We start from the raw sequence: 21,396 nt of genomic DNA, 5'->3' as shown, positions 1-21,396 counted from the left end.
CCGTGATGGTTTTTTTGCACCGCCCGTCACACCAGATTCATAAACAGCCATCAGGATGACGGTTTTCAGGGGTACGTCAGCCGTGCAGCGAGGCAGTTCCAGGGACGGTCTTCAGCGTTCAGCGACTCTTGTGCACCGGGTGAGTCTGGGGCTGCTGCTTGGCTGGTTGAGCAGTGCTGCGACAGCCGAACCCGCGCCCGCCGACTTGCGCATGACGCTGCACATTCCGGCGCAGGACCTGGCCCGGGCGCTGGATCAGTACAGCCATGCCACCGGGGTGGCGGTGCTGGTCGACAGTCAGTTGAGTCGTGGCCGGCGCTCATTGGCGGTCGATGGCGAATACACCGCTGCCGACGCCTTGCGCCGTTTGCTCGGCGGCAGCGGCCTGATGGCGCGTTATGCCCGCGACGATGCGTTCACCTTGCAAGTGGCGCAGGTCGAGGACGTGCCGTCGGCCCTGGACAAAACCACGCCGGCCAGCGCCGCTGTGAGTCGCAGCTACGCCACCGCGGTGCAAGCGGCGATCGAGCGCAACCTGTGCCGTTCGCCACTGACTCGCCCAGGCAGTTATCGCGCGGTGTTGCAGGTCTGGGTCGGGCGTGACGGCGTGGTGCAGCACAACCGGTTGGTCACCACCACCGGCGATGTACGGCGCGATACCGCGCTGGTGGAGAGCTTTCGCAATCTCAGGATCGACCGGCCGACGCCCAGCGCGTTGCGTCAGCCGGTCACGTTGCTGTTGTTACCGGAGTCGTCAGGGAAACGCATGGAATGCACCAAATGGGAAGGAGTTTCCGGGGGATGAAAGACACCGGACAAGGTTCGATGGTCCAGCTGTTCCTGACGTCCTACGAGGACTTTCGGGTGCGCTTGCGCCGCCGTCTCGGCTCGGAAGACCTGGCCAACGACGTGCTGCACGAAACCTACCTGCGGGTCGACCGCATGGAAACGCCGCCGAACCTGCTGCGGCCCAATGCCTACCTCTATCGCATGGCCCTGAACATCGCCGCCGACCGCCGTCAGGCCGATGCGCGCGTGCTCACCGGCGAGGAAGTCGAAGAGCTGCTGCAAATCGGCGACGAGGCGCTGGATCCGGCGCGAGTGGTCGGTGGACAAAAGGAAATCCAGTCGCTGCTCAGCGCCCTCTACGAACTGCCAGCGCGGCGTCGCAGAATCTTCATCGCGGCGCGTCTGGAAGAGGCGCCGCACCTGGAAATCTCGCAGCGCTTCGGCATTTCCACGCGCATGGTCGAGAAGGAAATCAAAGCCGCGTTGGGGCACTGCGCAGCGAAACTGGAAAGAAAAGTGTTTCAGCGGTTCGGTCGCGGGGCCGGAAAACCGTCTTCTGAATAGTGCCCGATCAATTCGTTGAGAACCTGCGCGTTTGAACATCTTTCGACTGACACCTGCCAAGCCATCGGCGGCCGACAATCTGCACAACGAAGCCCACGACTGGTTGATCTTGCTGACCTCGGGCCGCGCCACCGTGGCCGACGCCCGGGCGTTGCGTGACTGGTGCGCACAAAGCGCCGAACATGCCCGCGCTTTCGAAGAGGCCAAGGTGTTGTGGCACAACCTGCAGCCTGCCGCTGAAATGCTGCAATCGCCTCGGCGGTTTGGCCGGCGCGCGTTTCTCGGTGGCGCCATCGCAGCATCGGCGGCGTTTTTGCTGGTGCGCGGAACGATTCCGGGAGGCTTTGGTGGCCTCGGCGCCGATTACATCACTGAAGTCGGCGAGCAGCGCCGGGTCGAACCGGCCGATGGCGTGAGCCTGGAACTGAATACACAAACCCGCATCAACCAGCGCTCCGGCGATGACGGCGTGCAGGGTTTCGAACTGGTCAGCGGCGAAGTCGAAGTACAGACCGCGCGGTTGCCACTAGCGATGCAGGCCGGGGGCGGGTGGTTGCGGGCGAGTCAGGCGCGGTTCAACCTGCGTAATACCGATCAGCAAGTCTGCGTGACCTGCCTGGATGGTTCGGTGGACGTCAATGTCGATGGTCGCAGCCTGCGCCTGCAGCCCGGTGAACAACTGACCTACGACGGGCAACAGGTGGGCGCGGTGCAAAGCGTCGACACCGCAGCGGTGATGAACTGGCGCCAACAGGTACTGGTATTCAACGGCGCAACCCTCAGCCAGATGATCGACGAGATCAACCGCTACCGCCCCGGCATGTTGCTGCTGCTCAACCGCGACCTCGGCCAACGCCGCGTCCAGGCCCGCTTCAGCCTCGACCAACTCGCCGGCGTCGCCCTGCTGATCCGCGACGCCTACGGCGTCAAATGCACCGAACTACCCGGCGGCGTAGTCGTCCTCAGCTAACCCAACCCCACCAATCCCTGTGGGAGCTGGCTTGCCAGCGATGACGCCCTGCCAGCCAACCAATCTCTCCCAGACCGCATACGATCCAATTGTAGGAGTGAGCCCGCTCGCGATGACGGCCCGACAGCCGACCAATATCTACCGGCTTGTGGGTGCTGGCCTCTACCAGCGATGACAGCTCACAAACCAACCATTCCCCAACTGACCAAACCCAATCCAATTGTGGGAGCGGGCTTGCTCGCGAAGGCGCCCGTTCAACCACATCATCATCAACTGACCCACCGCCTTCGCGAGCAAGCCCGCTCCCACAGAATTTTGCAGTGATGCTGACTACTCCAGCGGCCCCATCACCTGCCGATACCGCTCCACCCCCTGCGCCGTCTCCCGCGTCAACCGCACCTCCAACCCCAACGGATCCTCCCGCCGATTCCCACTCAACTGCCGCCACCCCTTATCCACCTCCCAAACCCGCACCTGCACATCACTCACACCCTGCAACACCGCCACCCCAACCCCCGGCGCCGGCAACGGATACCGACTGCGCGCCTCAGCCACCGCCCGATATAACGTATCCCCCTTGACCCACCAACGCACCCGTTGCAAAGCCCCAGGCTGATCCGCCGCACTGCGAATGATATCCAGCCGAAACCCCTTGCTGTCACTGCTCCGCACCGTCACCGCAGGCGGCGCGCTCGGCGGCTCATCATCCACGCCAACCTTCTTCGGCTCAGTCAACTCCACACCTGCGCGCATCTCCACATCACGCTGCAACTGATTCAACGCCCGCAACAAACTGTCGCTCTGCTCACTGCTCGCCTGCAAATGACTGTCCGCCCGCGTCACACTGTCCAGCCCGCGCCAGGCAATCAAACTGACCACCGCCATCAGCAAAATAGCGACCATCACCTCGATCAGGGTAAAGCCCCGTTGATCGCTCATTGCACACTGATCCTTCCACTGGCATCACGCAGCACACTCAGCCGATTGAGCCCATCAGACAGGGTCAATTGCAGCGGCGGATTAATCCACTCGGCGTTAAGCACCACCTTCTGCTTCGGCTCCACCCGCACCTCCAGCTTCGGACTCTGCCAAGTGCGCGGCCGCAACTGCGGATCATCCTTGAAATGCTCAAAACCCCGACCACTGTCACTGCGCCGACTGAAGCGAAACCCCTTGCCATCACTCACCCACACAATCGGCCGACCATCCGCCCGCGCCTCCGCCTGCGCCACCTGCAGCAACTGCGCCACCCGCTCAGCGTCCTTGCGCAGCAACTGCAGCGGATCCGGCTTGATACTCAGACTGATCGCCGCACTGGCAATCCCGATGATCACCAGCACCACCATCAACTCGATCAGCGTAAAGCCCTGTTGCCTACCCACATTCATCGGTTGCGCGCTCCGTTGCGTCCTGCCCCGTCCCAAAAAAACATCCTGCACGGCCAACATGTAAGACGTGTGAAATAAAACCGTGAGAATTGCCGCGTAGCCTGTCAGCAGGGACTAAAAGGAGATTCAGCCCATGATGCTCACCACCCGCATATCCCCCCCGCAAACCGTCCAGGCCCTCGCACTGCTCGCCGCCCTGGTCGGCGTCGCGACCTGGTCGTCGCTGCTCCTGACCTCCGCCGAATCCCACACCCCACCAGCGCCCCCGCAAATGCTCGCGGCACGCAGTGACAGCCCGGCGTTGCAGTGGTTTTCCAACCAGACGGCGCCGGTGGACATCAAGGTGAGCGGGGTGATGGCAGGGAGTCGCGGGGCGGTGGCGATTTTGAGTTTGAACGATGGACCGCCGAGGAGTTTTTTGCAGGGGGAGCGGGTGGGGCCTGGGGTGAAGTTGGTGGCGGTGGAGGGGGATGGGGTGGTGATTGAGCAGGGGGGGGAGAGGGTGAGGTTGGGGGTGGAGAGGTTGGGGGAGGGGGTGGTTTTGCCGAGTCTTAAGAGGCCCTGATTTGTAGGATCGGAGTTGTTATTTTTGCCGTTTAGTTGAATGCCAGTTTAAGCGCTCTGTAAAGTGAGCCGACAGACTAGGGAATGCTTGTGATCGCTTTTGGCCGATAGCTGGCAGTCGCGATCGGAAGCTCCCGACCTGCGGCGGTCGCTCGGATATTTAAGCTAGCCAAGCATTCATAATGTCACTAGCGGTATTCGCAATCTCCTTGAAAATGCTCAGGGAGCGTGTCAGGACGATTGATCCATATCTCATGATGGCCATTTTTTTCCACAGTTGTGGCTAGGCAGCGTCGGCTGAATGAGCCAAGCTGAAGCGACCATCCAGCACAGGGATATGCGGAAATGCGCGTTATCAATCTGAAGATTGAGAATTTTCGTGGTGTGAAGTCGGCTGACCTCACGTTTGACGGGCACACCCTGTTGGTAGGGGGCAACAACGTCGGGAAGAGTACGATTTGCGAGGCCTTGGATTTGGTTCTAAGCCCCGACAGGCTTCCCGCTTTCCCCCGGTTCAAGAATTCGACTTTTACAACGCCTCGTACCTGGATGCTGACGGGGCCAACCCTGTAAAGATCAAGATCGAAGTGATGCTAGTAGACCTCAGTGGCGAGGTTGAGCGTACCTGCGCCGCTCATACGGAGCTATGGCATGTCAAAGAGCAACGCCTGCTGGAGGCTGGCGAGGTAGATGCCGCCGCTCCTCCGGAAGTGATTCGATGCCTGCGCATTGAAACCCAAGCCTTCTACAACCCGGAGGAGGATGAGTTCGAGGCGGACACGTTCTTCTCATATAGCCCCAGCCTCGATGATGGCGAACTTCAGCGTGTAAAGAGAACAGTGAAGCGGTTGTTCGGTTTTCTCTATCTCCGGACCTTACGCACAGGATCACGCGCGCTCAGTCTTGAACGTGGTTCTTTGCTTGACCTGATCCTCCGGTTGCAAGGCGTGCGCACGGGCCTATGGGAAAAGTCCATCAAGCGGCTTCGAGAGCTGGATCCTCCGATTGATTCGGATGCCGCTGACCTTAGACCAGTGCTGGACTCGATTGAAGAGAGGCTTGCCCAGTACATTTCTGTGGGTGGAGCTGGTAAAACAACTCAGCTATTCGTTTCGCAACTGACGAGAGAACACCTACGCAAGACGATGTCGTTTTTTATTTCCATCACAGCGGATCAAAAGCCAGTCCCATTCCAGCATGTTGGGACTGGTACACTGAACACGCTCGTGCTGGCCCTGTTGTCTTTCATCGCTGAGGTAAAGAAGGACAACGTGATTTTTGCAATGGAAGAGCCTGAAATAGCTCTGCCGCCGCATACGCAGCGCAGAATTGCGAAGTACCTCTTGGAAGAGACGACTCAGTGTTTTGTTACCTCGCACTCACCATATGTGATTGAACGATTCGACCCCTCACAGATCATCATCCTGCGGCGCAATGGCGAGGCGACAGTTGAGTCGACAACCGTAGCATCTGGCACGACTTTGAAGGGCAAGATGTACAAACGCCATGCACGCCGTGGATTGGCGGAAGCGATGCTGGGGCCTGGGGTAATTGTTGCGGAGGGGATCACTGAGCACAGTGCATTGACAGCAGTCGCTGAGAAGATGGAGCAGGCCAACCCGGATCTGTTCGCCTTGGATCTGGCAGGCATCACAATTTTCCCGGTCGAGGGCGACGGTTCGTTGCCTAATTTCGGAGCTTTCTTCAAAGCACTTGGACTACGTACGTACGCGTTCTATGACTACAAGCCACGCAAGGCAGAGGAAAATCAGAAGTTTGCTGAGGCCTTCGACTTTCCTAACGAGATTCCGTACCCAAACATCGAGCAGCTCTTGGTAACTCAGACACCGGTTGACCACCAATGGACATTCTTGTCCACGCTCCGTGATTCTGGTGATCAAGGGAATATTGGCATTCCTGCCGAGCGCCCTGACGACAAGGGAGTTAAGGACAACATGCTCAAGGCGCTCAAAAGCAATAAGGGAAACGGATATGCAGCCCGGTTGCTGGACCTTTGTGCGCTGCATGAACTACCTCCGGGCATCACAGACTTCTTGACGCGTGTTTATAACGATTTTCCAAAACCTGCTCCTGCCGCTCGGCCTGGTGATGGACCTGCTGAGGAAGAGGATGATCCGGTAGGTGCAGTATGATCATCTGCGAGCGGCGTCAGACGATTCTGGACGAAGATCGCCACCTCCTGATCGTCGGAGGGCCTGGCAGCGGGAAAACCACCATCGCCCTCCAAAAAGCCACGAAGATTATTGCTGCTGGGTTGCAGCCGGGGCAATCAATACTCTTCCTCAGTTTCTCTCGCGCAGCCGTTGCCCGGGTTGCAGAGGCCTCGAATCTACTGGTCGATAAGACGGTACGTTCGCAGCTCAGTCTCCAGACCTTTCACTCCTTTTGCTGGTCATTGCTCAAAAGCCATGGCTACCTGCTTGGCTCACCGAAGGGCAAGCTCAAGATACTACTTCCTCAAGATGAAAAGGCCTTATCTGGTGGTGTGAAGGCACCGAAGAAAGGAGAGCAGGGGACGGCGGATTGGCTCGCGTGGCAATCCGAGCGGGAGCGGCTGTTCGCGGAAGACGGGCGAATCTGTTTTGACTGGTTTGCCCCGAAAGCAAGTGAACTGCTCGAAAGATGTCAGTTGCTACGTGTGCTGGTTGCAGATACTCACCCTGTAATCATTGTTGATGAAGCTCAAGATACTGGGAATGAGGCTTGGGGCTGCATTCAGAAACTAGCTGACCTCTGCCAAATTATTTGCCTGGCTGATCTTGACCAGCAAATTTTTGACCACTTGGAAGGTGTAGGTCCGGAGCGAATTGAGAATATCAAAGAGGCTTTAGCTCCCGTTTTTGTAGATCTTGGTTCCGAAAACAACCGTAGTCCTGGCACCGACATAGCTGCGTTCGGCAATGACATCTTGGCGAAAACGCCGAGAAAAGTCCCTTACGCTGGTGTTGGTCGCATGCTGTACGACCCAAAAAAGGAACCGCTTCAGTGGATACGTGTGGCGCTCGGTCGATTTTTCAATGGAGCTAAAGCTGATGGCCTGAAACTGGAAAACTTGGTCATCCTCGCAACAACCGGCAGTGGCGTCGCCAAAATTTCAGCTGCCTTGAACGGAGGCGCGAAGCCTATTCCCCACAAAGTGTTATTCGACGAAGCCGCAGTTCTGCTTTCGGCCAGATTGGCAGCATTCCTTCTGGAGCCCAAGCTTCCCGAGCGGCGTGCAGCCGATATCGCAACATGCCTAGAGTTGCTTGCCTCAATCAGACGCGCGGATGGAAGTGCAACGGCGCTCAAGCAGGCGGCAACCTACTTAATGTGGAGTGCCAATATTGCTGCAGGTAAGCCCCCAAAGACGAATCTCGCGAGGAGCGCTGAAGCAATCATAAACGGTGCTGCTGACCTTATATTTTCGGGTGACCCTGGCAGGGATTGGATACTGATCAAAACACTGCTCTACCGAACTGGAGTAACTGAATTCACACAGGTCGCAGGAGCCCTTGATTATTTGATCGCTTTCAATCGTGGCAAGCGAATCAGTTCGAACCTGTCTGAGATGTGGATGACGACTGGTGCCTACACCAAAGCTCGTCAGGGGCTGGATAACGCACTGGTGCAAGATCAACTGCTCGCTGACGGAAACGACACCGGAGGCATACATGTCATGACGATCCACAAATCGAAGGGCAAGCAGTTTGATGCGGTGATCTTGGTTCGGGAAAGCATCAGGCAAGGCGCCAAAGAGTTTCGCTCCTCCTTGGTCTGGCGAGGTGATGCTCCACCATACGACCGCAGCAGGAAAATCCTTCGCGTTGGGGTTACCCGTGCACGACGTTACGTTCTGATGCTGGAACCGGCATTTCCAGCATGTCCTATTATGTCCGGCTTCAGACTGTGAAAAGGCATGGTTAGCTTCCAGAACAGCTGGTAGGACGATTCGTCAATTAGCTCAGGTCATACAATATGGAGTGTCACTTCAAGGCGATAGTGCGGCGTTCGTATCTTCACTGAATTCGAAGGTGCCGGTTGGTGGTCTCAGCAATTCGTATTCTTCCATGATTGATTTGATTTCCCTTACTGGATCCGCGATTGGTGACGGCTGAATTTGGTCACGCTCAATGACTTCGGTGAGTAACTGCGTGTGGAAGGTGCATAAGTTAGAGATAGATGTAATTAGGGTCTTTAGACTCCAGCCCACTGAGACTCTCCCGGCTGCGTGGAATCATGAAATCTGCATGCTGGACGCATGCATAGGTGTCCGCCGTTGATCGATGGCTGACGTTCATCGTCAATATTCTTCGCCTGCGGCACTTTGAACCTATTGACCAGAACACCTACCCCTTCGTTGCCCCTAATTGACGCCTACGGCTATGCTCAGTCACTTCTCCGAGTTCTCAATCACTTAGCGTGGTTCATTAGGATGGATTCCTCAAAATCCTTTGGGTAGAGGTATCTCAGGAAATATAAATGAGGATGAAACGCCACAATGGAAGGCACCAAAAAAGATAACCACTATGTACCTCAGTCCTACCTTAGGCATTGGGTGATTGACGGCAAAATCCTAACTTACAGACTCCTAGTGCCACATGAGAAATGCGAATATTGGAAGCCTCATTCCCCCAAAAGCATTGCTAAACATCAGCACCTTTACACCTATTTTTCTGGCTCCAAAGACAGCGATGAGATTGAGCAATGGCTTGATCGTGATTTTGAGCAGCCTGCGTCGGTGGCGATATCAAAGGTAGTGAATGAGACGAAATTGAGCGTTGAGGATTGGAGCAATTTGTTCCGCTTCGCCGTAGCACAATCGATCAGGACGCCTACAGGCATGCAGAGCTTTATGAGGCGGCAGAACGAAACACTTGAGGCTCTTTTGTCTGAGTCAATGGAGGGGTCGCTTGCCAAAGTTGAAGCAGCTTTGGCGTCTGGTATCAAACTTGAGCCCGTGGCAGCTGTAGACCCATTTAGCAAGTTGCCCCTCAAACTCCATCGCGTAAAAAATGAGGATGGCGCAGAAGGTATCGAAGCACTGGTGCTGAACGGGCGGAAGTTTTGGATTTGGCACCTCGAACACATACTCAAAAACACAATCCATCGTATGCCAACTCATCGATGGACCATCCTGCATGCCCCACCTGGAGTCACGTGGCCAACCACTGATAATCCGTTCACAAGATTGGGAGTATCTGCAAGTGGGGGGCTCAGCCTCGAAGGCGGCTGGGGGGTACAAGGAACGAGACTCTTCCTTCCTCTTAGCCCCAAGCATCTACTATTCGCTTGTGTTGGCCAGCGCCCCCCACAACGAGGGACTGTCCTAAGCCTCTACGACGCAGCATTTATTCGGACGACGATCATCAATGGTGCCAGCCGCTACATATTTGCAACGGATACACAAGATATTGTCGAATTCAGGCCGCGCAAAGTCTCCCGTGAGCTATTTGATGCAGAAGCAAAGCTGTGGGCAGATTGGCACGCGATCCAATCAGAAGAGGAGGCTAAGTACCCCAACCTTTGATTACCCCCGAGAGGCAGTTGATCACGGCTGGGGCGCAGTACTGTGGGTAGTCGTGGGTTTGTCCCTAGCCAATTACAGCTTTTGGTAGTGAATTCTTGCCCTCTGTGGAAAGTAGAAACTGGCGGGTGGGACCGTGAAATGAGGACAACGCTCATTGGATCCTTGTCGTGCAATTCGTTGTACAAAAAAAGCATAAGCGGACAGATCTGCTTTATAGGAAGTGATGCAATGAGGTCTCGATAAACACCAACGTTTAAAAATACATCTCCAGACACTCTCTCAGGCTACATATCCTTGCGCCTTTGCCTACAGCTACGCCAGAATCCGCCGGCTTGTGCGCCTTGGGGGCGGGTTCTATTGTGGTTCGGTCGCTGACGAATCAGCGATCGGATTTGACCGTCCGCCCAATATCAAGGCGCGCCAGCGTTCTGCACGTGTTCAGGCATTGTCTGAAATCATGTCGCGGCGGCTGTGCGTGGGACACCTTCGGGTGTGCCGGATTCCTTGATGTCCGGTCGGTCAACCCGCGTACAGCTGCCACCCAGTTTGTTTGACCGCGAACGGTGGCGGCTCCAGTCATCAAGGAGCTTCACCATGATCAAACCAACACCCAACCCGCCCGAAACCGCCTCGGTTTCCCCCTACGAATCCATCGACTCCAAAAAACTCCACGAAGCCGCCGACCGCGCGCTCGACCATTACCTCTGTCCGCCCGGGTCCACGCCGCCCCCACGTAAAACCCGTGGGATGTATGCCGTGACGGCGGACAACAAAACCGAAGAGCTGCTGGTGGATGCCAGTGAAACACTCGCTTCGGCCAAAACCCTCGCGCAGAACATCGCCAGCTTGTTGCCGGTGTCGCAGCGTCACGCGCTGGCGGGGATTGCGCAGTTGATCATGCTTGGGGAGTTGGCGGTGAATCGGGCGTTGGATAATTTGCAGTTGCCGGGTTGATGCGGGTGTCGGGATCACCTGGTGATTGATCGGGTGTTCATTCTGGCGCCTTCGCGAGCAAGCTCGCTCCCACAGGGTTTTATGCTGATTGCAGATGTTGTGTACAACGCTGAAACCTGTGGGAACAGTTGATTATTACCGTGCCGTCTTCGTGTGGTTAATAAAAGTAGAAATGTCGAAGCATATCAATTGGGTAGGCGTGCCCCCAAACAGGTTCGCCGAAAGAAATCGTTACTTGGAGAGTAATTAATGCGTACTTTACGTCTCGCAGCCTACACGCTTTTCGGTTTGGCTTGCTTTTCATCCGCGACGGCGGCTGAGTTTGACTACAAGCGGGTCTACCAGGCAGATGCAGGGAAAGTAGGCAAATATATCGTGAGATATTTGAGGACATTCGATTCTCCGTGCATACGGGTGCAATCGCTCGTGCCAGGGGGTAACGGGAAAATAGTTAAAGAAAAAGAGCTGTGCTCCATTGACGGCAAAAGTTTTCTCGACGGATACACTCAAGTTGAATTGAAAAAGGGAGAGTTTCAAGAAGATAAACTGACTTTCTTGTTTGAGATAATGCCACTTGAGCCGGCCCCCGAGTTTCTAAAAAAATGTACTGTTCCATTTAAGGATGGTGCGCCTCAGGATCTTGTTTGTGAAACGATAACGCCGTGAGTTGGAAGCTCTGTAGGCGAGCAAAACGTGGGTACGGATGAACATGTGTCGAACCTGACAACTCGGTCCGTCCATCTCCAAGGGGGGGCAGGCGTATCGGGACACCATGGTAAGGGAGCATAGGGCCGTATCTATTTAAGGGGGGAGGTGACGCGGTGGGATTTCGATAAACACCACCGTTTAAAAAGACATCTCCAGACACTCTCCCAGGCTACACATCCTTGCGCCATTGCCTACAGCTACGCCAGAATCCGCCGGCTTGTGCGCCTTAGGGGCGGGTTCTATTGTGGTTTGGTCGCTGAATGTTCAGTGACCGGGTTTAGCAGCTCGCCAATTTTCAAGGCACGCAGGTTCCGCCATGACGTTATGGTGGCTTTGCGTGGGGCACTTCGGTGCGCCGGGATCCTTGAGCCTGGTCTGCTAACCCGCGTAAAGCCGCCACCTCTTCGTTTAGCAGCGATGGCTGACGGCTCCATTTCTCAAGGAGCTTCACCATGATCAAACCAACACCCAACCCACCCGAAACCGCCTCGGTTTCCCCCTACGAATCCATCGATTCCAAAAAACTCCACGAAGCCGCCGATCGCGCGCTCGACCATTACCTCTGTCCGCCCGGTTCCACGCCGCCGCCGCGTAAAACCCGTGGGATGTATGCCGTGACGGCGGACAACAAAACCGAAGAGCTGCTGGTGGATGCCAGTGAAACACTCGCTTCGGCCAAAACCCTCGCGCAGAACATCGCCAGCTTGTTGCCGGTGTCGCAGCGGCACGCGCTGGCGGGGATTGCGCAGTTGATCATGTTGGGGGAGTTGGCGGTGAATCGGGCGTTGGATAATTTGCAATTGCCGGGGTGATGCGGGTGTCGGGATCACCTGGTGATTGATCGGGTGTTCATTCTGGCGCCTTCGCGAGCAGGCTCGCTCCCACAGGGATTTATGTTGATTACAGATTTTGTGTAAGTCGCTGAAACCGTTGGGAGCTGGGGACAGAGGTGACGGATTTATTCTCGGAAAATAAATCGCTCCCCTCTGTCACGCAGTTCGCCGATCCGCCACGCACAGCCGCCATAAAACATTGATGATTTGAGCGCGGCGTCTGCAAGTCAGAAAACCGGATTTCCCCTACAACGAACAGCGATCCATCCTGCATTCAAAGTTGAGTCTGTTCGCCAAAGTCCCCCGTTTTCAGAACTGGAGACGGACGTGGCCAGACTCATTCCTCAAAGCGAGCTGCATGGTCAGCGAGACCAGATCCTTGATTCCTATCAAGCCATGGAAGAATTCCGACAGGCAATGAATCGCCCGGACGACTTGCCCGGATTCGACGACTTGTTAAAAGCCATGGGCCTGCATCGTTCCAACTACAGGCAAGGCGCGAATAAGCGAAAACTCATCGATGCTGTGCATAACGGTGAGTGGGCAGTAGTGAAACCGCGCAAGGTTGCAGATAGCAGCGGTGCCTCCTGGAGCGCCTTCAACCCCAAACCCGAGCCTCCTCCCGCACAACATCTGGTGGAGGAACACGCCTATACCTTGCCGCAACCCGCCGAATCGGGTTTCCACATCGTTCAGAAACCTATGACGCTCGAAGCGCTTGAACGGGAGTTGTACGAAATAAGGCCTGGCGATTCACTGCTTCGCGAATTCCGCTCACTCAATCGACACCTCGGTGAGCGGGTCAAACCTGGGCAAATGGTCTTGTTCAGTGACTCTCGCAACTATATGTGCCGGCGCGAAGAAGCGCAGATGATGGCCGCTGCGGAGAAGGTGAACGAGGCGTTGAAAGACCTTTCGGATGAAGAAGCTTCGTTCATGGTTGAGCATCATGAGGTCATTGAGCCGTTTCTGGAGGTGTCGGCGGGGTCGCTGGGGATTGCCTCTTATATGATCGGCCAGCATCTGGATGGGTTGAAAAAAGCTTTGCAGGATATGGAGCAACTGCACCAGCAGCATTATCGGCAATACGGGCATCTTCGCTCGCCGGATTTTTTTGCACAGCGCAAACGGATCTTGACGAAGCTTGATGGTGGCCTTGGGGCGCTGGTACGCAAGGGAACCGGAATTGCCGATCACCCCAAGCTTAAAAGAGCATTGGGTTTGTCGACTCGAAGAACCATTCACCGTTGGGATAAAGCGGGAGGTCCCACTCAGTTGCCGGGATATGCGTCCAACATCGTTGGCGTTGCGCGGGCGGCAAAGTTCATGCAGATCGGAGGTTACGTCGGAATAGGTTTAGCAACAGGGGCGGCAACTCTACGAATCAACGAAGTGTGCCGTACCGGTACTGATCAAGAATGCCAGAAGGTTAAATTCATCGAAGGCAGCAAACTGGCAGGTAACGTTGGAACAACTCTCGCGGCAACCACATATACCGCACCGCTCACAATGGAGTATTGCGCAGGTGTTGCACTAAAAACACGAGGCATTGGCGGCGTTATTTGCGTCCTCGTCATCAGCGGCGCGACAGCTTCTGTAGCAGGCAATACAGGATCTAAGATCGGCGATGTCGTCGGTGAAATCGTTTACGAAGCAACCTCAAATGACTGAAATCAAACTTCTGTTCGCCGCCACTGGCATTGCGTTACTGGTGCTGATCATCTCCAACGTTCTGGTGATGATCTATGTCGGGTATTTCAAGCTTTCCGAAATTGAATTGCACCTTGAAAATTGCTTTCTGCTCCACAACTGCCCTCAGAAGGGACGTTCCGGTTTTTGGGCGCGAAGGTACAGGCTCAACCTGATCACTGCTTTGCTTCGTAAACGTCCTTCGCGCCTGTTGCTGGATAATCCGAGCGCGCTCGAAGATGTCCAGAGCCTTCCGCTGAATTTGCGGCGGTGGGTCGAAATTCCATATCGATTGAATGCATTTTCTCTGCTGGGAATTCTGGCTTTGTATGGTTGGGCGGAATATTTAGGACTGTTCGAGTAAGCACCATGAGAAACCTGTCGTCTATCAAGTGCTATCGCGAGCCGTCTGGGTGCCGTGGAGACAGAAAAAGGATGTTTGATGATGGTGAGTTTTCAGGGCAAGAAACTCATGAGTATTCCGAATAATGGAAATCACCGAAATAGTATTTGCCTGGGCATGTGGGGCGCTGATCCTGCTGGGCGTGATCAACTGCGCAATGATTTTCTACGCCGTTTATACAAAACTCGATGCTCTGGAAAAACACTTTGATGAGTGGCTGTACCTATCCATGGACTGTGGTTCATCAGGGGGAAGTTTTTACTCGAGAACTCAGCGGATGACCGCTGTCAGCCAGTTGATTACATCCAAGAGTATCCAACTGCAGGAACCCTTGCTGATCGATGCCGTTCAACGCCTGCCCAGCGGACTCAGGTTCTGGGCGACGAGTCCATTTCATGTCAGCTATGTCGTGTGCGGTGCATCGTGGGTGATTTGGCTTTATGGGAAATACAAAGGTTTTTTGTAGGAGCAGGTGTCTTTGACGGTTCGGCGATTCGTAAGGGCTAGGGACTTTCGGCCCGGCTGAGCAACGTTTCCAGGCGGGTCAGGGGCGGGGCGTCCTGGTTGCGGTTGAAGACCTGGATGCCGACCTTGAGCAGTCGGCCGTTTTCGGCAGCTGCGATTACCTGCTCACACCGCAACAACAACCGTCCCTGATCACAATCAACGGCTTTCACACCGGTCTGCAATCGGCCTTCCAGTTGCAGCTCAGCCATTCGGCTCTGCGCCGCAATCATCGCCACCGAACGATCCCGCAAAATCCCGCTGCTCTGCGTCATCAACCCCGCCACGCGCACGGCCGCCGACATCGCCACAGCAATGATCGCCAGCGCCACCAGCACTTCAATCAGGGTGAATCCGCTTTCTCGGGAGCGCGTAGGCATAAAAGGCCCAAAACCAAAACACAGCCCTCGACCCTAACCCGCGTCCTTGACGGCTTGACGACGAAAACTCCCGAGGATTTTCAACATCCCTGACATATCTTCTTGCAACACTGCGCGTCGAATCGAATCAAGCCAAAGGAATGTCGAGATGGATATCGCGCAGTTCAAACAGCCCAGACGACCGAGCCGGATGCCCCGTGGGCAGCAGGGTTTTACCCTGATCGAGATCATGGTGGTGGTGGTGATTCTCGGGATTCTGGCGGCGATGGTGGTGCCCAAGGTGCTGGATCGGCCGGATCAGGCGCGGGCCACGGCGGCCAAGCAGGATATTGGCGGTTTGATGCAGGCGCTGAAGTTGTATCGCCTCGATCACGGTACTTATCCGAGCCAGAGTCAGGGTTTGAAAGTGCTGGTGGAGCGTCCGGCGGATGCGAAGAACAGCAACTGGCGTTCGTACCTGGAGCGTTTGCCGAATGACCCGTGGGGTCGTCCTTATCAGTACCTCAATCCCGGCGCGAATGGCGAGATCGATATCTTTTCCCTCGGTGCCGACGGTCAGCCTGACGGCGACGGCGTGAATGCCGATATCGGTTCCTGGCAGCTGTAAGGCCGGTGATGAATAGCCAATCGAACCAGCAGGGGATGGCGATCATCAGTGCGCTGTTGATTGCGGCGGTGGTCGCGGTGATTGCGGCGGGGATGTTGACCCGGCAGAGCGTTTCGACCCGCGCGCTGGAGGCGGATCAGCAGCGGGTGCAGGGGCGCTGGTTGTTGCACGGTGGGCTGGAGATCAGCCGGCAATTGCTCTGGGATGCGCGGCAGCGTGATCCGCTGACCCGGCTCGATCAGCCGTGGGCGCAGCGCTTGAAGGCGCAAGGTTTCGAGGGGCGGCTGGAGGATGAGCAGGGCAAGTTCAACCTGCGCAATCTGGTGGCTAACGAGCGTGTCGATGAGGCGCAGGTGCAGGCGTTTCAGCGGTTGTGCGAGTTGATCGGTATCAGCGCCGGGTTGAGTCAGCGCATCAGTCAGCGGGTGATTGGCTCTTATCCGTATCTGTTGAATCCGCAGATTGCCGAAAACACCGCAAGCAAAAACGCCTTTGACAGTGGCCGTGCCACGTCGCCGAATGCTTCGCGTAAACCGCAGAATCCGAAGTTGCCGATGCTGCGCAGTATTGATGACTTGCGCAGCGTCGAGGGCGTGAGTGAGGCGGTCATCGGCAAACTGGCGCCGTATCTCACGGTAATTCCGGCGACTACTTGGCTCAATGGCAATACCGCCACTGCACCGGTGTTGGCCGCGTATGTGCCGGGGTTGTCACTGGAGCGCGCGCAGGCGCTGATCAATGAGCGCGATGCCGGGCGCTGGTTCATCAACCGTGGCGATTTCGTCAACCGCTTGCGCATGCCGAACCTGGAGCTGACCAGCGTCAAGGTCGGTATCACCAGCGACTGGTTTCGTCTGCGTGGCGAGGCGCGGCGGGATCAGCGTCGGGTCAGCCTCGATGCGTTGCTGCATCGCAGCGAGGACCGCTTGCCGCAAGTGATCTGGTCGCGGGTGGGCGTATGAGTCAGTTGCGTGTGAGTTTGCCGCCACTGGCGGGGTTGAGTCTCGACAGTGAAATGGACTGCGCGTGGCTGGACCGTCAGGGGCAGGTCATTCGTGAGCAGCGCCAGACTTTTAGCCAACTGGGGCAGTTAGCGAAACAGCCACCGCTCAGCGTTTTTCTGCACCCGGCGGACAGCCTGCTGGCGAGCATCGACTTGCCACCGCTGCCGGCGAACAAGACCGCAGCGGCGGTGCAATGTGCGGCGCAGGCCTTGATGCTCGGCGACAGCAATGACATGCACATCGCCCACAGTTCGCGGGATGAAGCGGGGCAGGTGCAGATCGCCTGGGCGCCGCGTCAACGCTTGCAGCATCTGGGGCAACTGCTGAAACAGTCCGGTCTGAATCTACGCGGTCTGTACCCGGCGGCGTACAGCTTGCCGGTGCTGCCGGGCACGGTGGCTTGTCGGCAGGACGGCCATTTGTTGCTGCGCGAAAGCGTGCAGGTGGCGCGGGTGCAGCCGTTGTTCGACGAGGAGATTGGCGATTGGCTGCTGACCTGCGGCACGCCGCTGCACTGGATCGGTTCGGCGCCACCGCCGCAAGCGCAATTGCCGATGGCTGAGGCGCAGCGCTGGACCGGACCGTTGCCCGGTTGGGGCCTGCAGGGTGCGGTGCAACAGCAGCGCAGCGAGCATCGAGGTTGGGGCCGGGCGCTGGGACTTTGCGCATTGGCGGTGGCGGTGTGGGTCATCGGCTTGAACCTGTATGCCGCCCGCGAAGCCAGTCAGGGCCAGCAGCTCAAGGCGCAGATGGCGCTGCGGGTGAAGCAGGCCTTTCCCGAGTTGCCGGTGATCCTCAATCCGTTGCAACAGGCGCGTCAGCAATTGGCGGCGCGGCAGAAGGGCGCGGCGGAGGACCCGGCGCAGCCGTTCAATCGGCTGGTGTTGCAGGCCGGCAGTGGCATGCCGTTCATGGCCGGCACGGTCGAGCGCCTGACGTTTGTCGATGGCACGTTGCAGTTGAGTTTGCTGGCCGATGCCCGACGCAGCGCCAATGACAAGGACAAGGATTGGCAAGCCGCATTGGCCCAGGCCGGGATCAGTGCGACGGCTGACGATGAAGGCTGGCTGTTGCGCCCGAGTGACGAAGTCAGCACCCCCGACGAAAGCGCTGACGACAGCGGAGCAGAAGATGAATAAGGCATCGCTGGCGGTTTATCGCGCCCGCTGGCAGGGTTTCAGCGCGCAGCTTCAAGTGCGCTGGCAAGCATTGGCCCTGCGCGAAAAACGCATGGTCGGCGGCATGGCGGTGGTGCTGTTGTCGTTGTTGGCGTGGGTCGCATTGATCCAGCCGCCGCTGAAAAAAATCAGCTATTGGCAAGCCGAAACCCCGAAGTTACGCGCCCAGACCGAAGCCCTCGAAGTGCTGTTGCGCGAGGTCAGCGTGCGTCCGCAGGGGCAAATCATCGAGCAGTCTCTTGAGCAGACCCTGCAGGCCAGCGGTCTGGCCGGGCACTATCAATTACAGGCCGGGGAGGCCGGCGCGTGGCAGTTGACGTTCGACGCGGCGCCGGCCGATGCAGTGCTCGACTGGCTGTTGAGCACCCCGGCACAACTTTCTCTGCAAGTGGTCGAGGCCCGTCTGCAACGCGCCGACAACGCTTCGACCGAAGTCACTGCCGGCACATTGTCAGGCACCGTTCGCATGGATCAGGCGCTGGGCGCTAAGGAAGCTTCATGAAGGGGTCAGGATCCAAACCGGCGCGCATGGCGTTGCCGATGCTGCTGATGGCGTTGAGCGCGTGCAGCAACACCACCACGCCGCCGAACCAGCCGCCATTGCTGGTGGACAGCGAACTCGGCCGGCCACTGGCCAACACCCAGCGCAGCGGCGATGCGCTGCTCGATCGTCAACGCGCCCAGGCGCAAGCGGCGCCGCAACCACGGCAGATGCACAACATCACTGAGCGTGCGCGCAGTGGCGCGGCTCCGCGCAGCAACACGCTGGCGAGCAACCCGTTGGGTGATCAGCCGGTGACGTTGAATTTTGTCGATGCCGATATTCAAGCGGTGGTGCGTGCGCTGTCGCGCTCGACCGGTCAGCAGTTTCTGGTCGACCCTCGGGTCAAGGGCAGCCTGACGCTGGTCTCGGAAGGTCAGGTGCCGGCGCGGCAGGCTTACGACATGTTGCTCGCGGCGTTGCGCATGCAGGGCTTCAGCGTGGTCGATGTCGGTGGCGTCGCGCAGGTGGTGCCGGAGGCCGATGCGAAACTGCTCGGCGGCCCGATCTACAGCGCCGACAAACCCGCCGGTAACGGCATGCTCACACGCACCTTTCGCCTGCAATACGAGAACGCGGTGAACCTGATTCCGGTGCTGCGCCCGATCGTATCGCCGAACAATCCGATCAATGCCTACCCGGGCAACAACACCATCGTCGTCACCGATTACGCCGAGAACCTGACCCGCGTCGCCCAGTTGATCCAGACCATCGACAGCCCGAGCGCGATCGACACCGACGTGGTGCAGATCCAGAACGGCATCGCCGCCGACATCGCGCCGATGGTCGCGGATCTGCTCGACGCACCGGGCAACGATCCAACGCAGAAAATCGCGGTGATCGGCGACCCGCGCTCCAACACCATCATCATCCGCGCCGGCAGCCCCGAGCGCACCGAGCTGGCGCGCAATCTGATCTACAAACTCGACAACGCGCAGAGCAATCCGAGCAACCTGCACGTGGTTTATTTGCGTAACGCGCAAGCGGCGAAACTCGCGCAGGCCTTGCGCGGACTGCTCACCGGCGAGAGCGACAGCGGAACCAGTGACAGTGCGCGCTCGGTGCTCAGTGCCATGGGCAGCAACGGCAACAATGGCGGGTCGAGTGCGCAGAGCGGCACGCAAACCAGTGGCAACACCTCGACTACCTCAAGCACTGGCAGTACCGGCGGCAGTTACGCGCAGGGCAGCAGTGCGACCAGTAGCGCCGGCAAACAGGCCAGTGAACAGAGCGTTGCGTTCAGTGCCGGCGGGGTGACGATTCAGGCCGACGCCACCACCAACACCTTGCTGATTTCCGCGCCAGACCCGTTGTATCGCAACCTGCGCGAGGTGATCGACCTGCTCGACCAGCGCCGTGCGCAAGTGGTGATCGAGAGCCTGATTGTTGAGGTCGGCGAGGACGATGCCAGCGAGTTTGGCGTGCAGTGGCAGACAGGTAATCTCGGCGGCAAAGGCGTGATCGGCGGGGCGAACCTCGGTGGGTCAGGGATCAATCTCAACGGCAAGACCAGTCTCGACGTGCTGCCGCAAGGCTTGAACGTCGGCTACGTCAACGGCACGGTCGACATTCCCGGCATCGGCAAGATCCTCGACCTCAAAGTGCTGGCCCGGGCGTTGAAGAGCAAGGGCGGCACCAACGTGCTGTCGACGCCAAATCTGCTGACCCTCGATAACGAAGCGGCGAGCATTTTTGTCGGCCAGACCATTCCGTTTGTCAGCGGCAGCTACGTTACTGGCGGCGGTGGCACCAGCAACAACCCGTTCCAGACCGTGACCCGTGAAGAGGTGGGTTTGAAGTTGAATGTGCGGCCACAGATTTCCGAGGGCGGGACGGTCAAGCTCGATATCTATCAGGAGGTCAGCAGCATCGACGAGCGCGCTTCGGCCAGCGCGGCGTCGGCGGGCATCGTCACCAACAAACGCGCGATCGACACCAGCATCCTGCTCGACGACGGCCAGATCATGGTTCTCGGCGGCTTGCTGCAGGACGGCTACAGCCAGAGCAACGAAGCGGTGCCATGGCTGGGGACGCTGCCGGGGATCGGTGCACTGTTTCGCAACGAACGCCGGGCGATCACCAAGACCAACCTGATGGTGTTCCTGCGCCCGTACATCATCCGCGACAGCGAAGCGGGGCGCAGCATCACCCTCAACCGCTACGACTTCATGCGCCGCGCCCAGGGCGGGCTGCAACCGGAACGCAGCTGGGCAATGCCGGACATGCAGGCGCCGCAGTTGCCGACGGCGGCGCAGGGGGTACCGGCGGTGGTACCGGGGACGGGGCCAAGAGCGACGATCAAGGCTGTGCCGATCGAAGGGAGCACACGCTTTTGAATCCTTCCATTAATCTGAAAATTTACTCTGTGGTGAGGAGATTTATCCCCGCTGGGCTGCGCAGCAGACCCAAAACCTGCTACCCCATTCTTCCAGATACACCCTGCATGCCGGATTTACGAGGGCTTCGCCCCCGAGCGGGAGCAAGCTCCCTCGCCACAAAAACATGTCCAGACCCTCGAGTTGGGGAGGGCATGAGATGAGTGCGCTTCCCTACGCCTGGTTCAAGGCCATGAACTCGGCCCGCAAGCTGAAAAACATTCCTGTGGCGAGGGAGCTTGCTCCCGCTGGGCTGCGCAGCAGCCCCAAAGCCAATGCACGCGGTGAGTCAGATGTATCCGGATGTCAGGTTTCGGGGCTGCTGCGCAGCCCATCGGGGATAAATCCCCTCACCACAGGAACACCTCCAGGCAGAGAGATTGGGGAGGTTCTGAGATGAGTGCGCTTCCCTGCG

At 57.7% G+C, this 21,396-nt stretch carries 22 protein-coding genes; 19 read left to right on the top strand and 3 right to left on the bottom strand.

Features of this window, described 5'->3' with window-relative positions:
* Positions 1–139: 139 nt before the first annotated feature.
* The 3 genes from M0814_RS01280 to M0814_RS01270 are packed head-to-tail and all read left to right on the top strand — an operon-like array spanning position 140 to position 2,323.
* A complete protein-coding gene (locus tag M0814_RS01280; RefSeq protein WP_247868453.1) occupies positions 140–805 on the top strand; it encodes a secretin and TonB N-terminal domain-containing protein in 666 nt (221 codons plus the stop codon).
* On the top strand, positions 802–1,353 hold the full coding sequence (locus tag M0814_RS01275; protein WP_103486670.1) for an RNA polymerase sigma factor: 552 nt from the start codon (positions 802–804) through the stop codon (positions 1,351–1,353). The genes M0814_RS01280 and M0814_RS01275 overlap by 4 nt, the downstream gene beginning before the upstream one ends.
* 31 nt (positions 1,354–1,384) lie before the next feature.
* Entirely contained in the window at positions 1,385–2,323 is a 939-nt protein-coding gene (locus M0814_RS01270) for a FecR domain-containing protein (RefSeq protein WP_103486669.1), read from the top strand.
* A gap of 330 nt (positions 2,324–2,653) precedes the next feature.
* Here M0814_RS01270 and M0814_RS01265 read toward each other — a convergent pair whose 3' ends face one another.
* The gene (locus M0814_RS01265) at positions 2,654–3,262 is read right to left on the bottom strand and encodes a prepilin-type N-terminal cleavage/methylation domain-containing protein (protein ID WP_103486668.1); all 609 of its coding nucleotides are present in this window, start codon (positions 3,260–3,262) and stop codon (positions 2,654–2,656) included.
* Positions 3,259–3,711, bottom strand: a complete 453-nt coding sequence (gene gspH, locus M0814_RS01260) for a type II secretion system minor pseudopilin GspH (protein WP_103486667.1) — start codon at positions 3,709–3,711, stop codon at positions 3,259–3,261. Before gspH ends, M0814_RS01265 begins: the two co-directional genes overlap by 4 nt.
* Positions 3,712–3,844: 133 nt before the next feature.
* Here gspH and M0814_RS01255 point away from each other — a divergent pair, with 133 nt between their 5' ends.
* The 11 genes from M0814_RS01255 (at position 3,845) to M0814_RS01205 (ending at position 14,858) form a co-directional block, all read left to right on the top strand.
* A complete protein-coding gene (locus M0814_RS01255; protein ID WP_112997814.1) occupies positions 3,845–4,276 on the top strand; it encodes a type II secretion system protein N in 432 nt (143 codons plus the stop codon).
* Positions 4,277–4,620: 344 nt separating this feature from the next.
* Entirely contained in the window at positions 4,621–4,848 is a 228-nt protein-coding gene (locus M0814_RS01250) for an AAA family ATPase (protein ID WP_218565918.1), read from the top strand.
* A gap of 17 nt (positions 4,849–4,865) precedes the next feature.
* The gene (locus M0814_RS01245; RefSeq protein ID WP_218565919.1) at positions 4,866–6,428 is read left to right on the top strand and encodes an AAA family ATPase; all 1,563 of its coding nucleotides are present in this window, start codon (positions 4,866–4,868) and stop codon (positions 6,426–6,428) included.
* Entirely contained in the window at positions 6,425–8,188 is a 1,764-nt protein-coding gene (locus tag M0814_RS01240) for a UvrD-helicase domain-containing protein (RefSeq protein ID WP_103486654.1), read from the top strand. The genes M0814_RS01245 and M0814_RS01240 overlap by 4 nt, the downstream gene beginning before the upstream one ends.
* Before the next feature lie 588 nt (positions 8,189–8,776).
* Positions 8,777–9,805 carry a DUF4238 domain-containing protein gene (locus tag M0814_RS01235; RefSeq protein ID WP_103486653.1) on the top strand — a complete coding sequence of 343 codons (1,029 nt, stop codon included), beginning with the start codon at positions 8,777–8,779 and terminating at the stop codon, positions 9,803–9,805.
* Between the two features lie 594 nt (positions 9,806–10,399).
* Complete coding sequence (locus tag M0814_RS01230) at positions 10,400–10,759, top strand: hypothetical protein (protein WP_095136351.1); 360 nt, start codon at positions 10,400–10,402, stop codon at positions 10,757–10,759.
* 249 nt (positions 10,760–11,008) lie between these two features.
* Positions 11,009–11,425 carry a hypothetical protein gene (locus tag M0814_RS01225; RefSeq protein ID WP_103486696.1) on the top strand — a complete coding sequence of 139 codons (417 nt, stop codon included), beginning with the start codon at positions 11,009–11,011 and terminating at the stop codon, positions 11,423–11,425.
* Positions 11,426–11,919: 494 nt separating this feature from the next.
* Positions 11,920–12,279, top strand: a complete 360-nt coding sequence (locus M0814_RS01220) for a hypothetical protein (protein ID WP_095136351.1) — start codon at positions 11,920–11,922, stop codon at positions 12,277–12,279.
* A gap of 348 nt (positions 12,280–12,627) precedes the next feature.
* Positions 12,628–13,971, top strand: coding sequence for a hypothetical protein (locus M0814_RS01215; protein ID WP_103486239.1), 1,344 nt, complete (start codon positions 12,628–12,630; stop codon positions 13,969–13,971).
* Positions 13,964–14,353: a hypothetical protein gene (locus tag M0814_RS01210; RefSeq protein ID WP_103486240.1), complete on the top strand. Its 390-nt coding sequence runs from the start codon at positions 13,964–13,966 to the stop codon at positions 14,351–14,353. The genes M0814_RS01215 and M0814_RS01210 overlap by 8 nt, the downstream gene beginning before the upstream one ends.
* Positions 14,354–14,477: 124 nt before the next feature.
* Positions 14,478–14,858 (top strand): hypothetical protein, encoded by a 381-nt coding sequence (locus M0814_RS01205; protein WP_103486241.1) that lies wholly within the window; start codon positions 14,478–14,480, stop codon positions 14,856–14,858.
* Positions 14,859–14,895: 37 nt separating this feature from the next.
* Here M0814_RS01205 and gspI read toward each other — a convergent pair whose 3' ends face one another.
* Positions 14,896–15,276 carry a type II secretion system minor pseudopilin GspI gene (gene gspI / locus M0814_RS01200; protein WP_103486242.1) on the bottom strand — a complete coding sequence of 127 codons (381 nt, stop codon included), beginning with the start codon at positions 15,274–15,276 and terminating at the stop codon, positions 14,896–14,898.
* A 148-nt stretch (positions 15,277–15,424) separates the two neighbouring features.
* On the opposite strand from gspI, the gene gspG reads away from it, so the two are divergent.
* Genes gspG through gspD form a run of 5 tightly spaced genes read left to right on the top strand, consistent with a single transcriptional unit; the run spans position 15,425 to position 20,942 of the window.
* Positions 15,425–15,883, top strand: a complete 459-nt coding sequence (gene gspG, locus M0814_RS01195; RefSeq protein ID WP_003225640.1) for a type II secretion system major pseudopilin GspG — start codon at positions 15,425–15,427, stop codon at positions 15,881–15,883.
* An 8-nt stretch (positions 15,884–15,891) separates the two neighbouring features.
* Complete coding sequence (gspK, locus tag M0814_RS01190) at positions 15,892–16,845, top strand: type II secretion system minor pseudopilin GspK (protein WP_103486243.1); 954 nt, start codon at positions 15,892–15,894, stop codon at positions 16,843–16,845.
* Positions 16,842–18,026 carry a type II secretion system protein GspL gene (gene gspL / locus M0814_RS01185; RefSeq protein WP_103486244.1) on the top strand — a complete coding sequence of 395 codons (1,185 nt, stop codon included), beginning with the start codon at positions 16,842–16,844 and terminating at the stop codon, positions 18,024–18,026. The genes gspK and gspL overlap by 4 nt, the downstream gene beginning before the upstream one ends.
* Positions 18,019–18,567: a type II secretion system protein GspM gene (gene gspM, locus M0814_RS01180; RefSeq protein WP_103486245.1), complete on the top strand. Its 549-nt coding sequence runs from the start codon at positions 18,019–18,021 to the stop codon at positions 18,565–18,567. Before gspL ends, gspM begins: the two co-directional genes overlap by 8 nt.
* Positions 18,564–20,942 carry a type II secretion system secretin GspD gene (gspD, locus tag M0814_RS01175; protein WP_103486246.1) on the top strand — a complete coding sequence of 793 codons (2,379 nt, stop codon included), beginning with the start codon at positions 18,564–18,566 and terminating at the stop codon, positions 20,940–20,942. Before gspM ends, gspD begins: the two co-directional genes overlap by 4 nt.
* Positions 20,943–21,396 lie beyond the last annotated feature (454 nt).

Origin of the sequence: Pseudomonas sp. MWU12-2020, assembly GCF_023100605.1 — a bacterium.
Classification (GTDB): Bacteria; Pseudomonadota; Gammaproteobacteria; order Pseudomonadales; family Pseudomonadaceae; genus Aquipseudomonas; species Aquipseudomonas fluorescens_H.
This window is presented reverse-complemented; position numbering and strand designations above follow the sequence as displayed.

Coding starts and splice junctions, on each gene's coding strand:
- M0814_RS01275 (WP_103486670.1), top strand. CDS start 802: ATGAAAGACACCGGACAAGGTTCGATGGTCCAGCTGTTCCTGACGTCC.
- M0814_RS01265 (WP_103486668.1), bottom strand. CDS start 3,262: ATGAGCGATCAACGGGGCTTTACCCTGATCGAGGTGATGGTCGCTATT.
- gspH (WP_103486667.1), bottom strand. CDS start 3,711: ATGAATGTGGGTAGGCAACAGGGCTTTACGCTGATCGAGTTGATGGTG.
- M0814_RS01255 (WP_112997814.1), top strand. CDS start 3,845: ATGATGCTCACCACCCGCATATCCCCCCCGCAAACCGTCCAGGCCCTC.
- M0814_RS01250 (WP_218565918.1), top strand. CDS start 4,621: ATGCGCGTTATCAATCTGAAGATTGAGAATTTTCGTGGTGTGAAGTCG.
- M0814_RS01245 (WP_218565919.1), top strand. CDS start 4,866: ATGCTAGTAGACCTCAGTGGCGAGGTTGAGCGTACCTGCGCCGCTCAT.
- M0814_RS01240 (WP_103486654.1), top strand. CDS start 6,425: ATGATCATCTGCGAGCGGCGTCAGACGATTCTGGACGAAGATCGCCAC.
- M0814_RS01235 (WP_103486653.1), top strand. CDS start 8,777: ATGGAAGGCACCAAAAAAGATAACCACTATGTACCTCAGTCCTACCTT.
- M0814_RS01230 (WP_095136351.1), top strand. CDS start 10,400: ATGATCAAACCAACACCCAACCCGCCCGAAACCGCCTCGGTTTCCCCC.
- M0814_RS01225 (WP_103486696.1), top strand. CDS start 11,009: ATGCGTACTTTACGTCTCGCAGCCTACACGCTTTTCGGTTTGGCTTGC.
- M0814_RS01220 (WP_095136351.1), top strand. CDS start 11,920: ATGATCAAACCAACACCCAACCCACCCGAAACCGCCTCGGTTTCCCCC.
- M0814_RS01210 (WP_103486240.1), top strand. CDS start 13,964: ATGACTGAAATCAAACTTCTGTTCGCCGCCACTGGCATTGCGTTACTG.
- M0814_RS01205 (WP_103486241.1), top strand. CDS start 14,478: ATGGAAATCACCGAAATAGTATTTGCCTGGGCATGTGGGGCGCTGATC.
- gspI (WP_103486242.1), bottom strand. CDS start 15,276: ATGCCTACGCGCTCCCGAGAAAGCGGATTCACCCTGATTGAAGTGCTG.
- gspG (WP_003225640.1), top strand. CDS start 15,425: ATGGATATCGCGCAGTTCAAACAGCCCAGACGACCGAGCCGGATGCCC.
- gspK (WP_103486243.1), top strand. CDS start 15,892: ATGAATAGCCAATCGAACCAGCAGGGGATGGCGATCATCAGTGCGCTG.
- gspL (WP_103486244.1), top strand. CDS start 16,842: ATGAGTCAGTTGCGTGTGAGTTTGCCGCCACTGGCGGGGTTGAGTCTC.
- gspM (WP_103486245.1), top strand. CDS start 18,019: ATGAATAAGGCATCGCTGGCGGTTTATCGCGCCCGCTGGCAGGGTTTC.
- gspD (WP_103486246.1), top strand. CDS start 18,564: ATGAAGGGGTCAGGATCCAAACCGGCGCGCATGGCGTTGCCGATGCTG.